Origin of the sequence: Schaedlerella arabinosiphila, assembly GCF_003885045.1 — a bacterium.
GTDB lineage: Bacteria > Bacillota > Clostridia > Lachnospirales > Lachnospiraceae > Schaedlerella > Schaedlerella arabinosiphila.
This window is the reverse complement of sequence record NZ_RHJS01000002.1, coordinates 4330939-4345906: the sequence shown is the minus strand read 5'-3', so window position 1 is coordinate 4345906 and position 14968 is coordinate 4330939. Positions and strand designations below refer to the sequence as shown.

Sequence of the window (14968 nt, the reverse complement as noted above, 5' to 3'; positions counted from 1 at the left end):
AACGATAATCATGTTGAGACGGTAGTAATGCTTTCCCACAAAAAAACCGACAGTGTAATCAACGTAAAAGTGGAGTTTGGCGAGGGTGAGGGCAAAGTGCCGCTTGATAATATTGCCAAGAGAGCCGAAGCGTACAAGCCGAAAGAGCGGGTTACATACAAGATGATTAAGGAGTACATAGAAGCGAAGTATGGCTTCAAAGTACATACCGCATATATTGCAAAGGTAAAAAGGGAGTTAGGATTGCCGATGCATGATGCCCCTAATGCGGTAGAAGAATTGAAACAGCCGAGGAAACACCCGACAGCGGAGAAAGCGGAAGCGATAAAAGATGCTTTGAAGTATTTTGGAATTACTAAAAGAAGCGATTATAAAAGAAGGTAAATTGATGGGAAGAATAGCTGATTCAACAATTAAAGGATTTATGTATCAGTTTAATTTGTCGTTGAATGAAATATTAAAATCAACAAATGAAATTGTAAAAATCGAAGGAATAATCGAAGATATTGATAGGATTAATGAGGAAAATATTACGGCTATCCAATGTAAGTATCATGAGGAAGTTGAAAAATTTCAATGGTCAAAGGTGAGTAAGCCTATATTGCAAATGTTAAAGACATATACAAATTCTGATGGAAATAATATCTCATTTGTTTTGTATGCGTTTTTCCCATCTGAGCAATTAGGAGAGAAAGCAGTTTCAAAAAATGAATTAAATGAGATGCTGAATAGTAAAAATATAGAATATATATGTGATTATATTGCACATATAAAGAAAATAGAAAATCCAGAAATTAAAAATCTAGTACGAAAAGAAAGAAAAACAAAAGAGGAAAAAGAAAAAATTAGGCAGTATTTCATTGCCAATGAGTTGGAAGTTTTGTGTGATATTGATGATTTCCTTAATAATAGATTTCGTTTTGTTGTGGGGAGAGAATATTATGAATTGGAAGAAGAAAATAAAATGTTGTTATGCCAGAGTGGTTTTTCTCAAGATGATGTAAATGACATTGCTTTTCCAAATGCAATACAGAAAATAGCATCATTAAGTATTTTGAAAGAAGACGAAGATAGAAACATAACAAAAAAGGAATTGTTGGAAGAGTTAAAAGGTATAAGAAAAACAGCTATTTCAAGATGGACAAGAGAGTTATCAAATTATAAGGAACTCTTAATTAGCAGAAGAAAACAATTGGGGAAAAGTTTGAATGTGAATTATAGAAAGCGGTGTTTTGTTTTTGAACCCACGCAAATTGAAAATTTTGAGCAAGAAATAGTACTGTTTATAAAAAATTATATCGACATATATTGTTGTAAGCCAAAGTTACATATTCCAGCGATTTTCTGTATACTAGGCTACGACAAAGAAAAAATGGATGGGTTAATAAGCAGATTATATGAGAAGGGAATAGAAGCGGAAACAGGATACAGAGGTAGTGTTTTTTATCCAGAAGCATTTATTAAAAAGCCTGAAAGAAAGGTTAGTGAAAACTGGTTACAGTTTAAAATTAAGATTTGTTCTGATAATGAAGAATGTATTGAGGCTATAAATAGAAATAAACAGGATGACATTTTTCAAATAACGGAGCATTTATCTGACGCATTTTCTACAAGAGATGTTAATCGGGAAATTTTAGATGTAAATAGCTTTAGTCAAATAGAATATTTATTAAGAATAAAGGATGAGGTGGAGATATGATTGGTAAAGTATTAGAAAGTTCTGCATTAGAAATTACGACGCGCATGGAGTTTGAAGATTTTGAAAAGAATAAAGATAATTTGAAAATAGGAAAATATCTTCAAATTTCTATTGGAAATCATGAATCTTTGATTGCTTCTATAAAAGGAATTAAAGCTATTGCAGACAATGATAATAAAGAAAAATATATAATGGTAGCGGAACCAATAGGAATAATTGATGATAATGGTTTTTCGCCGGGTAGCACATTATTACCATCACCAACGGAACCGGTTGATATTGCAGGACAAGATGTATTAGATAAAATATTTCAAGACAACAAGAAATATTCTTTCCCCTTAGGTCATTTGGTTCAAAATAAGGAAGTTAAATTGAACATTGATGGAAATACTTTTTTTAGTAAGCATATAGGTATTGTTGGTTCCACAGGCTCTGGTAAGTCGTGTACAGTTGCAAAAATTTTGCAGGAAGTAGTGGGAATACAAGAAGCAGGTAATGTAAATATTATGCAGCAGAAAAATGCACATATTATAATTTTTGATATTCATTCGGAATATAAATCTGCGTTTACGTTAGCAGATGAACAAAAATTTTCACTGAATTATTTAGATGTAGAAAAGTTAAAATTGCCATATTGGTTAATGAATAGTGAAGAATTGGAGTCTATTTTTATTGAAAGTAATGAATCAAATTCACATAATCAAATTTCACAGTTTAGACGAGCGGTAATTCTGAATAAAGAAAAATATAATCCATCATTATCGAAAGTAACATATGATACTCCTGTTTATTTCAGTATAGAAGAAGTATACAATTACATTAGCAATATGAATGATGAAGTTATAAGTAAAATTGCTAATGAAGAACAGGTTCCGAAAATGATTAATGATAAAAAAGAACAGGAGGCAATTCGTGATAGGAAGCGATATTTTGAAAAAAGATATACATTTATTCCAACTTCAACAGCTGCTGCTTCTAAAGCATCTAATGGACCGTTTAATGGAGAATTTAACAGATTCATTTCCAGATTAGATAACAAAATTAATGACCGAAGATTAGAATTTTTAATGAAACCACAAAAAGAAAACGGAAATGTTTATACTTCAGATGATTTTGATGAAATATTAAAGCAATTTTTGGGATATTTAAATAAAGCGAATGTTAGTATTATTGACTTAAGTGGAGTGCCATTTGAGGTATTATCTATTACAATTAGTCTTATTTCGCGTATTGTTTTTGATTTTTGCTTTCATTTTTCGAAATTGAAACATGAGAGGAATGAAGTAAATGATGTTCCATTTATGATTGTATGTGAAGAAGCACATAATTATGTACCTAGAAGTGGAAGTGTAGATTATGCTGCATCTAGAAAGTCCATTGAACGTATTGCTAAAGAGGGAAGAAAATACGGAATTAGTTTGATGGTGGTTAGTCAGAGACCTAGTGTACTGGCCGCATTATATTCCAACAAACCTCCTTGTCTAATTTTCCATCGGACTGCGTTGGCTTCAATCGACGTAGCTACCGGCTACGCCTCATTCAGCCGCCTTGCCGATGAAAAATGATCCTGCGGAGTTTTACCGGATATAATGCGGTCAGCACACTAGTGAGGTGTCGAACACGATTTTTGCACAATGCAATAATTTCATAGCTTTACGACTGACTAATATATCAGATCAGTCCTATATAAAGAATTTATTGCCTAATAATACTAATGCAGTTGCAGAAATTTTGCCTACATTACAACCGGGACAATGTCTTATGGTAGGAGATGCCAGCCCAATACCAGCAATTGTCCAGTTAGAAAAGCCGAATCCAGAGCCTCAATCGAAAAATGTTGATGTTTACGATGTCTGGAAAGAAGATTGGAAAGAAATTGATAGGGATGAATCAGTCACATTAAATGATGTTTTGGAGAGGTGGAGAAGATAAAAATATTGAGCAAGCTTGTAGTGGGGGATGATAAGAAGTGGAACAGGATATGGAGGTGAATAAAATGCCGAAGAGAACAGAGATAGTCATGGACGAATATATTGGTGTTTTGGAAAAGATAAAAGAGCGAATTACGCAAGCACAGTATCGGGTGATGACAAATGCAAATATTGAACGTAATATTTTGTTTTGGAACATTGGAAAGGTAATTCTTCAGTACAGCCAATGGGGTAATAAATTTGTTGAAACATTATCAAAAGATTTGAGAATGACTTATCCTAGCAGAGAAGGATATTCCGTTAGAAATCTTAATTATATGAAGCAGTTCGCACGACGAATACCATCTGAAGAAATTTTGCATCAGGGTGGTGCAAAAATTAGTTGGCGTGCAATAAAATTGCTGATAGATAAGACGGATAATTTAGAGGAACATATGTGGTATACACAGCAATGTCTGGAAAATGGATGGTCTAGTACAGTTCTTTCACATCAGATAGAAAGCGGTTTGTATTACAGACAGGCATTAGCAGATAAAACAACAAATTTTAAGGAACAGTTAGCTAATCCATTCAGTGAGCAAGCAGAAGAAATTATTAAAGACCCATATATTTTTGATTTTATACCGAACGCGAAAAAACTTAGGGAGATTGAGTTAGAAGATGCCCTTGTCCAACAAATAACGAAGTTACTGTTGGAATTTGGGTCAGGCTTTGCTTTTATGGGACGGCAGTATCCGATTCAAGTAGGAAAAAGAGAGTTTTTCATCGACTTATTATTTTATAATGTGAAATTGCATTGTTATTTTGTGGTAGAGTTAAAAACAGTGGAATTTGAGCCGGAGTTTGCTGGAAAGTTATCTTTTTATTTATCAGCAGTCGATGGAGAATTGAAATCTCCGAATGATAATCCTACGATTGGATTGTTATTATGTAAAGGTAAAGATAAAATGGTAGCGGAATATGCTTTGAAAGATGTAAACAAACCAATGGGAGTAAGTGAATACAAACTTTCCAATCATGTTTCAGAGGAATTACAGGACAAGTTGCCATCGATTGAAGATATTGAAAAAAGGATTAATTGAAATTTTGCATCAGGGTGGTGCAAAATTGATGGAGCTTATATTTTGTGGGAAAAGGGTTGCACGAACGGTCTTAGTATTGTAAAAAAATTTCTCATATTTCCGTGATTTCGTGGGGATATGTTCTAATTTGATACTCATGTTGAGACGGTTGTAATGCTTTCCCACAAAAAACCCGACAGCGTAATCAACGTAAAAGTGGAGTTTGGCGAGGGTGAGGGCAAAGTGCTGCTTGATAATATCGCAAAGAGAGCCGAAGCGTATAAGCCAAAAGAGCGGGTTACATATAAGATGATTAAGGAGTACATAGAAGCGAAGTATGGCTTCAAAGTACATACCGCATATATCGCAGAGGTAAAAAGGGAGTTAGGATTGCCAATGTATGATGCCCCTAATGCGGTAGAGGAATTGAAACAGCCGAGGAAACATCCGACAGCGGAGAAAGCGGAAGCAATAAAGGATGCCTTGAAACATTTTGAAGTTATCTAAAGCTGTGAGCGTATCATTAGAAATAGTGGTACGCTTATTTTTTTCGCCCATTTGCATCTTTGAACATTCTGCCATTTGTTTATATAATTAAAGCAAAAAGGACGGTGGCATTTATGAGAGAAAAGAAAAATCATTTATATGTGGATAGCCAAGAACGGAGTATTTTATTACATAGCCTTGTGGAATTGAAAAATCAACTCATTCAGCAAGGCAGATATACAGACTGTGTTGACGAACTTATTTTTAAGGTTGTCCATGCACCTATAAAAAAATTAAGAGTAGAACTGGCAGGGGGAAGTGATGTGCGATAAGGAATTTAAAGAACTGGTGAAGATAGCAGTAGAGAAATTGAAAGACGAATCTGTATTGAAACTGTTACAAGCCGATGCAAGTTATCAAAAAGATAGTAATAGCGAGGGAAGTGCAGAGGATGCTTTTCATCAGCTTGATTTGACGGAGAAGCAGAGGGCGGTTTGCCAACATCTTTTAGATTGCAGGGATAAGCAGGATTTTGAATATGGCACTCATGCGTATATTGCAGGGCTGATGGATGCGTTTCATATTATGGCGGTATTATTCCCAGAGAAATGGGATACAGAGAGAATAAAAGAAGCCTTATCACGAAAGAGCAGATAAGACGGATAAAAAAACAGAATAAATTTTTACATAGCCGATTGGTGTAGTTTTAAACAAAACAGCCAGTCGGCTTTTTTTATTGCCATGAATCCTTTACATAGCCACCTTGACAAAGTGGCTAAATCTATGCGAAAGGAGGACGCACCCTATGTCAAATTGCAAAGTAATCGCTCTGACAAACCAGAAAGGCGGTGTCGGCAAGACCACTACGGCGGTCAATCTGGGCGTAACTCTGGCACAGCAGGGTAAGAAAGTCCTGCTCATTGATGCCGATGCACAGGCAAATTTAACCATGTCGCTCGGTTACAGCCGACCAGACGACTTGCCCGATACGCTCTCCACTATCATGCAGGACATTATTGACGATAAACCCGTCGATGTTTCCAAAAGCATCCTGCACCATGATGAGGGCGTTGACCTGCTCCCGTCCAACATTGAACTGTCGGGACTGGAAGTAAGGCTCATCAATGCCATAAGCCGTGAAAGTGTGCTGAAAACCTGCATCAATGATGTAAAAAAGAATTACGATACTGTCCTTATTGACTGTATGCCGAGCTTGGGTATGCTGACAATCAATGCTCTTGCGGCGGCTGACAGCGTGGTTATCCCGACGCAGCCCCATTATCTTTCTGCAAAGGGCTTAGAGCTGTTGCTTCGCTCCGTGTCTAAAGTCAAGCGGCAAATCAATCCCCATCTGCGGATTGACGGTATCTTAATGACAATGGTAATGCCACGCACAAATATTTCAAAAGAAATCACCGCTACGGTGAAAAGTGCATATGGGCAGAGAATCAAGGTGTTTGATACCCAGATACCCCATTCCATCCGTGCAGTAGAAGCCACCGCAGAGGGAAAAAGCATTTTTGCCTACGACAAAGGCGGCAAGGTAGCCGCTGCTTATGAGCAATTCGGAAAGGAGGTAGCAGAGATTGGCGAGAAACAAAAGAACAGAAATCGAGCTGACCGCATACGATGACCTCTTTGAAACAGACGAGAGCCGAGCAGAAGCGAATCTAAGCAAGATAAGGGAGATACCCATTTCCGAAATTGATGAGTTCCCAGACCACCCATTCAAGGTTTTGATGAATGAGGATATGGAACAGCTTGTGGAAAGTGTCAGTCGGAGCGGCGTAATGACCCCTGCGACAGTTCGGCAAAAAGAGGACGGACGGTACGAGCTTATCAGCGGTCACAGGCGGAAAAAGGCTTGTGAACTTGCAGGGCTTGAAACACTAAAATGCGAGGTTAAGGAGCTGACCCATGATGAAGCGATTATTGTCATGGTTGAGAGCAATCTCCAACGCTCTGTTATCTTGCCAAGTGAGAAAGCCTTTGCGTATAAGATGCGGCTTGAAGCTATGAAAAGACAGGCGGGCAGACCCCCGAAAGATAATTCGTCCCCATTGGGGACACATTTACGGAGTGATGCGGAACTTGCTGAAAAGGTTGGGGAAAGTCGTAATCAAATCCAGAGGTATATTCGTTTGACTGAGCTTGTACCCGAAATCCTGCAAATGGTAGATGAACGCCAGATTGCTTTCCGCCCTGCGGTGGAAATCTCTTATCTTTCCGAGGAACAGCAGTACACGCTTTTAGAAGCGATGGGCTACAACGATGCCACACCCTCACTTGCACAGGCTATCAAAATGAAAAAGTTTATGCAGGAGGGAAAACTCACGGACGAGGTTATCCAGTCCATCATGCAGGAGGATAAGCCAAACCAGAAAGAGAAGCCTGCCTTTAAGGACGAGCGGATAACCAAGCTCATACCAAAATCCATCCCCAGAGGGCAGGAAACGGATTTTGTCGTAAAGGCGTTGGAGTTTTATAACCGCCACCTGCAAAGGCAGCGGGGGCAGGAAAGATAATCGTACACTTGGGGAGAAGTCTGCCCTTTGGGACACAAAAAATTTTTTTCTCTTTCCCCCTCTCCACACCTCACCCCCTAGATACTGCCAGTAACTATCCGAGAAAAGAAATATTAAAGGCTGTCCAGATGGGCAGCTTTTTCTGTTAGAAAATCAGTCAGCAACTATCAACACGAGAACGAACAGGAGGTAACGATGAAGATTCGTAAATTATTTCAAAGGGCTGCGGCGTTTGCCCTTGCTGCGGTCACGGCATTGTCCGCCGTCCCTGCCACGACAGCGTTTGCAGCAGGTGACATCGGAACGATTAGCTTTACCCACACCTACGACGGTGCAGGGAACGCCATGAGGTATAATTCCAGTGCCAATATCGGCGGTCACACCGCAGGAGGGACAGGCGAATACAAATACCGTATGTATGTGGACGGGGAAACGGCGTTCTGCCTTCAGCCAGGCGTGCCGCTGAAAACGGGGAACACATTGGCAAAGGCTTCTTCCAACGCTTGGAACGCCCTCTCCGCAGAACAGAGGAAGGCGGTGGGGCTTGCCCTGCTCTATGGGTATCAGGGGAACAGCGGGAATCTGTCTGGGAGCGATGACGAGAAGTGGCTTGCCACCCAGACCCTTGTGTGGGAGTTCGTCACGGGATGCCGCAATTCCACAAGCCCGTACAGCCAGACAAGCACGACCGTTTACAGCCTGCACTTTGGCTCAAACTATGCCAACAGCGGGGCGGTGGCGGATTACGACCAGATTGTGTCGCTGATGACAAGGCACAGCACAATTCCGAGCTTCATGTCGGCAGGGAAGAAAGACATTACAAAGGAGCTTGCCTATAAGGACGGCAAATACAGCCTTACGCTGACCGACAGCAACGGCGTGTTATCCGAGTATTCCTTTACCAGTTCCGACAGCAACGTGAAAGTGTCCAAGTCTGGGAACAAGCTGACTGTCACATCATCAAAGGCGGTTGACGGCAAGGCAAGGATTACAGCAACGAGGAACAACACGCCGACGGTCAGCAGCGGTGCGATGATGATTGCCTACGGCGACCCCAACTTGCAGGACGTCATTACGGGTGTGGAAAACATGGATACCATGACGGCGTATATCAACGTGGAAACGCCGACAGGCACGGTCGCACTGAAAAAGACTTCCGAGGACGGCGTTGTTTCGGGGATTTCCTTTACCATCAAAGGCGACGGTTTCAACAAGACCGTAAAAACAGATAAAGACGGAAACATCACGGTGGAGGGCTTATTCCCTGGCACTTATACTGTCACGGAGCAGTCCATTGACCGCTATGAGCCACAGAAAACCCAGACCGTGACGATTATCGGAGGAAAAACATCGACAGTCACATTCAGCAATACCTTGAAGCGTGGCAGTCTGGAAGTTGTGAAAATATCCGAGGATAATCTTGTGGAGGGCGTGAAGTTCCACCTTTACGGCACTTCTTTAAGCGGATTGGCAGTTGATGAATATGCCATAACCGATAAGAATGGATTGGCAAAGTTTGAGAACGTCCTTATCAGCGGCAGCACGCCTTATACCCTTGAGGAAGTGGACACGGCAGTCCGCTATGTCGTCCCTGCATCCCAGACCGCCCCGATTGAGTGGAAAAAGGTCGCAAACCGCAGCTTCCACAACATTTTAAAGAAGTTCAATGTCACGGTATTAAAGACCGACGTGGAAACAGGAAAGAAGCCGCAGGGCGATGCTTCCCTTGCAGGTGCGGTTTACGGCATCTATAAGGGCGAGGAACTGGTTGACACTTACACCACCGATGAAAACGGGCAGTTCACAACAAAATATTATGTATGCGGCGATGACTGGAGCATCCGTGAGATTGCCCCGTCCGAGGGTTATCTTCTGGACACGACCATACACCATGTAGGGGCAGAGCCGCAGCTTTACACCGTGGAATATAATTCTGCCAAGAATGATGTAAACGAGCAGGTCATCAAAGGCAATATCGCCATCATCAAGCACACCGACAACGGAGAAACCCAGATTGAAACGCCAGAGGAGGGGGCTGTTTTTGAAGTGTTCTTGAAATCCGCAGGCAGCTTTGATGCGGCAGAAGAAACGGAACGTGACACGCTCATTTGTGATGAGAACGGCTTTGCCCAGACGAAGGATATGCCATACGGCATCTATACGGTTCACCAGACTTCGGGATGGGACGGGCGTGAGCTGATGAAAGATTTTGACGTGTTCATCTGCAAAGACAGCCAGACCTACCGCTACCTTATCAACAATGCCAATTTTGAGAGCTATATCAAGATTGTGAAAAAGGATATAGAAACAGGCAAGGCTATCCCGTATGCAGGTGCAGGCTTCCAGATTTACGACCCGAACGGCGAGCTTGTGACGATGACGTTCACTTATCCAGAAGTGACAAAGATTGACACGTTCTACACCACGGCAGACGGTGAGCTTATCACGCCGCAGACTCTGGAATATGGCAAGGGATACTCTCTGGTTGAGGTGCAGGCTCCGTATGGTTATGTGCTGGATTCCGAGCCAGTTTATTTTGACGTGGAGCAGGAAAACTCCGAGGATGAAAGCGGCATCACGATTGTCAAGGTGGAACGCTCCAACGTGGCACAGAAAGGGAAAATCACGGTAGAAAAGTCTGGCGAAGTATTCAGCAGGGTATCAGGAAACAAGGGGCTGTATCAGCCGATTTTTGCAGTAGACAGCCTTGAGGGTGCGTTTTATGAGATTACAGCAGCCGAGGACATTATCACAACGGATGGGACGGTCAGAGCCGAGAAAGGCGAGGTTGTAGACACGCTTACCACAGGAGAGGACGGCACGGCAGAATCAAAAGAACTGTATCTGGGAAGATATGAGGTTAAGGAAGTGACCGCCCCGTATGGCATGGTATTAAGCGAGGAAGTCCACGCCGTGGAGCTTGTATATGCGGGACAGGAAATCGAAGTGACGGAAGCAGGCATGGATTTTTACAACGAGCGTCAGCGTGTGGAAATCGACGTAATCAAGAGCCTTGAGGTTGACGAAGCATACGGCGTAGGCAATAACGGAGAAATCAAAGACGTTACGTTTGGTCTGTATGCCGCCGAGGAACTGACCGCCGCCGATGGTTCTTCTATCCCTGCGGATGGACTGATTGAAGTTATTTTCCTTGATGAGAACGGTCACGGAAAGGCAATCAGCGACCTGCCGATGGGCAGCTACTATGTGCAGGAAATCAGCACAAATGCCGCCTACCTTGTCAGCGACGAGAAATACCCTGTTGACTTCGAGTACGCAGGGCAGGAAACAGCCGTCGTGAACATCACGGCAAACGAGGGCGAAGCCATTGAAAACGAACTGATTTACGGCTCGGTCAGCGGTAAGAAATCCAATGAGGACGGCGAGGATTTAGGCGGTGCTGTTATCGGCATCTTTAAGACAGGCACAACTGAATATACAAAGGAAACTGCGATTGCGACTGCCACATCCGAAGATGACGGCAGTTTTTCTTTTGAAAAAGTACCGTATGGCACATGGGTTATCCGTGAAATCGAAAGCCCGAAAGGATATGTACTCTCCGAGGAAGAAATCAACGTGACAATCAGTGAAGTTGACGAGGTTGTTGAAGTAGAGCTTGTCAATTACTTTATTACGGGAAATATCGCTCTGACTAAGGTAGATAAAGACTATCCCGATAACAAGCTCACGGGTGCGGTATTTGAAATTTACTCGGATACAAACGAAGATGGAAAACTGGACAAAAAGGACGAGCTGCTCGGCGAGATGGGCGAGGTGGAGAAAGGCGTGTACCAGATGAACGACTTCAGATACGGCAAGTACCTTGTCCGTGAGAAAACCGCCCCGACAGGCTTCGTGCTTGATGAAAACGTCTATCCCGTATCCATTGAGGAAAACGGCAAGACCTACAACGTGGAGAATGAAGCGGGCAAGGGCTTCTTAAATGAAGCACAGAAAGGCTCACTCAAAATCGTCAAGACATCCTCTGACGGTAAGGTGGAGGGCTTCTCTTTCCGTGTCATCGGCAAAGATTACGACCAGACCTTTACTACCGACAAGAACGGAGAAATCGTCATTGACGGCTTGCGTATCGGCGAGTACACCGTGTCTGAGGTCAGCGACAAGGCATCTTCTGGCTATATCCTGCCCGCCGACCAGAAAGTGACCGTCAAGACGGACGAAACGGCAACCGTAACCATGCACAACGAGCTGCGTGACACCCCGAAAACGGGCGACGACTTCAGCCTCGGTTTTTGGGTAAGCCTTGCGGCGGCATTTACAGTCGGTGCGGGAATCTTCGGGTTTGCAGGCTACCAGTGCGGAAGAAAGAAAAAGGAGGACTAAGCAGGATGAGGGGAAAAACCATCATCGCCATTGTGCTTGTGGCGTTTATCGGCGGTGCGGCTGCGTGGCTGCATCTCCGCAGGAAATAGTTTGAGAAATATTTTACTGATGTGGATTGGGGCGGTTTTCAATGACCGCCCTCTTTCCATGTATGGAGGTAGATATGGAAAATCTGAAAACCATAGAGGGGAAAGTGAAGTCTGTCCTGCAAGAGAATGAGGACGCCAGAAATGACGACATGGTGCTGTACCTTGCCCTCTGCAACCTGTATCTGAAAGATGCGGGAGCTATGCCGCTTGCCCAGATACTTTTGAACCATAAGGGGCTTGGCTTGCCGAGCTTTGAGAGCGTGGGCAGGACACGCCGCAAGTTGCAGGAGAAATACCCAGAGCTTTTAGGGAGCGTGCGGATGCAGAAAATCAGAGCCAAAGGGGAAAAGGCATACCGTAGATATGCGAAAGAATCTTGAAGTGAATAAAAAATTTAAAGAGAGGAGGAACGCCTATGGACGGTGAAACACGCTCCAATCAGGGCTATGAAATCATAGAGGGCTGCACTATCGGGAACACGGAGCTTGTCATCGGGCATCACCCGAAAGCCCCGAACCCTTATGTATGCTGGTACTGCAAGGGCGGCGACAACTATTATTGGGGCTGCTACTGCAACACCCTTGAAGCGGCGAGGGAAAAGCTGAACGAACGCTACCAGTCGGAGTGCCAGATGCCATACAACCAACAGCACGATAAAAAGGCGAAGCAGCACGATGGGCGTGAGCGGTAGCACGGGAAACAATGAAAATGACAAGAAATATGACTGCACGGACTGTCCTTATCCCCGATATAAGGACAGCCGTGTCATCTTCTGCGACGTCTGCATCCGAAAGGTTTTAGACTGGCAGAGGGAGAAAAAGCAAAGAAAGGAGAATCCCGATGGAGAACGAAGAAAAACGGATGATTAGCTCCTACGAGGTCACGCAGAGCATCCACATCGGAAAAAAGGAAGTCGTGTTCGGCATAGATGAGAAAGAAGAATACCCGTATCTTGTCTGCTGTTGCACTTACGATAACCCGCTGTCCGCAGAATGGGTGACGGATGCGGTCGGCTCTGACGACTATCTGGAAGCCATGCAGATGTTTACCGACAGGGTGCAGGAACAGATAGAAAGTGTAAGAGCCGAGCAGGAACAGTTCAAGTTTGACATGACCCCGTTTACCATAGACGACTGCATCCCAGATAATAAATGCGGCAGCATTGTGGGAAAGGTCGTTGTCATCAATGCCGAAGTCAACCGCCACGAATACCGACATTCTGCCTACCAGCTTGTATTGGCGGACGGCGGTCACGGAGCGTTGGGCGGCAGGGGGCAGGCGGTGTTCGGCACTTCCCTTGCGGACGGAAAGCACGCCCGATGGGAACGGTGCGACCTGCTTGGGGAAATCAAGCCAGAGAAGATGCCCGACTGGGCAAAGGAAGCACTCGCAAAAATCAAGGAACAGGAAAAGGCGAAGAAATCAAAGAGCAGGGAGGAACGCTGATGGAGGTACGGGCTTTGATGCAATCCGAACAGAAATACACCTACGCCCAGAGTATGCAGCTTGAGGGGCAGACGGGATGTATTGGGCATCTCCGAGGTGATTTTGCCCCCTCTGGATATGGCTTTCATACCACTTGGTTTGATACCAGAGAACAATGGAAAACGGACGAGTTCAAGACAGGTCTGGACGATATTATCAACGCCCTGCGTGAAGATAAGGGGCTTCTGCATAACCGCTATGACATGGGTGCATTTACAAAGGAATTTCCCGATAGTGGCTTTAATGGGAACTATTGCACGGAGTACGGCTTCCGTGTGGATACAGAGAAACACGCTTTCCTGCTCCGCTGCAACCCGACAAAGGGCGACTATAACTTTTACTGCTACTGCTATGTGAAAGAATGGCTCGACAGGCATATATCCAGAGCAGAAAAGGGAATCCGATTTATTGACCCCCATTACAAAGAACTGTTCCGCATCCCAGACGGCGGGAAAATCATCATTACGACGGCGTGGAAAGAAAAATTTGAACATGCCTGCCGCTATATCGACGAAACCCATTTAGAGTTAAGTTCTGGCAGGGGCGGCGACATTTACCACATCTGTGAGTTTGCCGAGCGCATGGAGAAAAACGGGGCAACGTATGAGCCGAAGCCGCAGGAGCCGCCGTCCGCACAGAAAGCCCCGAAGCAAAAAGACCATGAACGATAGGAGGTATGGGATATGCCAGTCAACCCAAAAGCCGTCAGAGTCTTAAACAAGGTTCTGGACGCAGGATTTACCGAGGAAAAAGCCATTGCTGCCATGACGATGGACGACATTCTCTCCATGCAGGGCATCACGGTAGCGGACATCACGCTCATCAATGAGCTGCAAAAAAGCATCAAGGGGAACAAGGTCATCTCATTTCTGGGAGGTGGGATGGAATGAGTACGGAGCAAATCAACCGCATCACGGTAAAGAAAGACGGCGTGTATGTATCTTCCCACAGCTCCAACGACACCTCTCCCTACCATTCATGGAGATGTAAGGGCTTGTCGGAAATCTATGATGCCGAGGGGCAGAAAGGGCTTGACCGTGAAGTTATCCGTATGCTCTACGAGTATGCCGAGCTGTGTGGCTCGCATAAGAGCCTTGAACGCTACCGATACGCAAAGGACGCTCCCGCCGCCCGTGCCGTCTATCAGAAATATATGGATAAAATAGACGACCGCTATGGGCAGATGGATGAAGCTAACCAGAAAAGTGTGTGGTACAAGCCCACGGAAAAGGCAAAGGAATACCGAGCCTATGAGCGGGACATGAGGGAAAAGATGTATTCCGAAATTGCCGAGCGGTGCGGGAAATACGACAGGAAGCAGAAAAACAAAGATTTGGAACGATAAGGA

16 protein-coding genes and 2 pseudogenes are annotated in these 14968 nt (G+C 44.0%); all 18 read left to right on the top strand.

Annotated elements, in window-relative coordinates; translation table 11 throughout:
* Positions 1-9: 9 nt before the first annotated feature.
* A pseudogene (locus EBB54_RS20610) lies at positions 10-384 on the top strand (23S rRNA (uracil-5-)-methyltransferase RumA); the annotation flags it as partial.
* On the top strand, positions 347-1699 hold the full coding sequence (locus tag EBB54_RS20605) for a hypothetical protein (protein WP_148099389.1): 1353 nt from the start codon (positions 347-349) through the stop codon (positions 1697-1699). The pseudogene EBB54_RS20610 and the gene EBB54_RS20605, both read left to right, overlap by 38 nt.
* Positions 1696-3264, top strand: coding sequence for an ATP-binding protein (locus tag EBB54_RS20600; RefSeq protein WP_205128760.1), 1569 nt, complete (start codon positions 1696-1698; stop codon positions 3262-3264). Before EBB54_RS20605 ends, EBB54_RS20600 begins: the two co-directional genes overlap by 4 nt.
* A 196-nt stretch (positions 3265-3460) precedes the next feature.
* On the top strand, positions 3461-3631 hold the full coding sequence (locus EBB54_RS30710) for a hypothetical protein (RefSeq protein ID WP_193554374.1): 171 nt from the start codon (positions 3461-3463) through the stop codon (positions 3629-3631).
* 64 nt (positions 3632-3695) lie between these two features.
* A complete protein-coding gene (locus tag EBB54_RS20590) occupies positions 3696-4712 on the top strand; it encodes a PDDEXK nuclease domain-containing protein (RefSeq protein ID WP_004079847.1) in 1017 nt (338 codons plus the stop codon).
* 135 nt (positions 4713-4847) lie between these two features.
* Positions 4848-5198 (top strand): annotated as a pseudogene (locus EBB54_RS20585) (23S rRNA (uracil-5-)-methyltransferase RumA); the annotation flags it as partial.
* A gap of 113 nt (positions 5199-5311) precedes the next feature.
* Positions 5312-5509, top strand: coding sequence for a hypothetical protein (locus tag EBB54_RS20580; RefSeq protein ID WP_125128783.1), 198 nt, complete (start codon positions 5312-5314; stop codon positions 5507-5509).
* Positions 5499-5834, top strand: a complete 336-nt coding sequence (locus EBB54_RS20575) for a hypothetical protein (RefSeq protein WP_125128782.1) — start codon at positions 5499-5501, stop codon at positions 5832-5834. Before EBB54_RS20580 ends, EBB54_RS20575 begins: the two co-directional genes overlap by 11 nt.
* Before the next feature lie 148 nt (positions 5835-5982).
* On the top strand, positions 5983-6810 hold the full coding sequence (locus EBB54_RS20570; RefSeq protein ID WP_125128781.1) for a ParA family protein: 828 nt from the start codon (positions 5983-5985) through the stop codon (positions 6808-6810).
* Positions 6764-7702: a ParB/RepB/Spo0J family partition protein gene (locus EBB54_RS20565; RefSeq protein ID WP_125128780.1), complete on the top strand. Its 939-nt coding sequence runs from the start codon at positions 6764-6766 to the stop codon at positions 7700-7702. The genes EBB54_RS20570 and EBB54_RS20565 overlap by 47 nt, the downstream gene beginning before the upstream one ends.
* A 195-nt stretch (positions 7703-7897) precedes the next feature.
* Positions 7898-12046 (top strand): SpaA isopeptide-forming pilin-related protein, encoded by a 4149-nt coding sequence (locus EBB54_RS20560; RefSeq protein ID WP_125128779.1) that lies wholly within the window; start codon positions 7898-7900, stop codon positions 12044-12046.
* A gap of 163 nt (positions 12047-12209) precedes the next feature.
* Complete coding sequence (locus EBB54_RS20555; RefSeq protein ID WP_044984940.1) at positions 12210-12515, top strand: hypothetical protein; 306 nt, start codon at positions 12210-12212, stop codon at positions 12513-12515.
* Positions 12516-12550: 35 nt separating this feature from the next.
* On the top strand, positions 12551-12826 hold the full coding sequence (locus tag EBB54_RS20550) for a hypothetical protein (protein WP_016296676.1): 276 nt from the start codon (positions 12551-12553) through the stop codon (positions 12824-12826).
* A complete protein-coding gene (locus EBB54_RS20545) occupies positions 12810-13004 on the top strand; it encodes a hypothetical protein (protein ID WP_016296675.1) in 195 nt (64 codons plus the stop codon). Before EBB54_RS20550 ends, EBB54_RS20545 begins: the two co-directional genes overlap by 17 nt.
* Positions 12976-13581 (top strand): hypothetical protein, encoded by a 606-nt coding sequence (locus EBB54_RS20540; RefSeq protein WP_016296674.1) that lies wholly within the window; start codon positions 12976-12978, stop codon positions 13579-13581. The genes EBB54_RS20545 and EBB54_RS20540 overlap by 29 nt, the downstream gene beginning before the upstream one ends.
* A complete protein-coding gene (locus EBB54_RS20535) occupies positions 13581-14291 on the top strand; it encodes a hypothetical protein (protein WP_016296673.1) in 711 nt (236 codons plus the stop codon). The genes EBB54_RS20540 and EBB54_RS20535 overlap by 1 nt, the downstream gene beginning before the upstream one ends.
* A 12-nt stretch (positions 14292-14303) precedes the next feature.
* A complete protein-coding gene (locus EBB54_RS20530) occupies positions 14304-14510 on the top strand; it encodes a hypothetical protein (protein WP_016296672.1) in 207 nt (68 codons plus the stop codon).
* Entirely contained in the window at positions 14507-14965 is a 459-nt protein-coding gene (locus EBB54_RS20525) for a hypothetical protein (RefSeq protein ID WP_125128778.1), read from the top strand. The genes EBB54_RS20530 and EBB54_RS20525 overlap by 4 nt, the downstream gene beginning before the upstream one ends.
* The last annotated feature ends 3 nt before the right edge of the window (positions 14966-14968 follow it).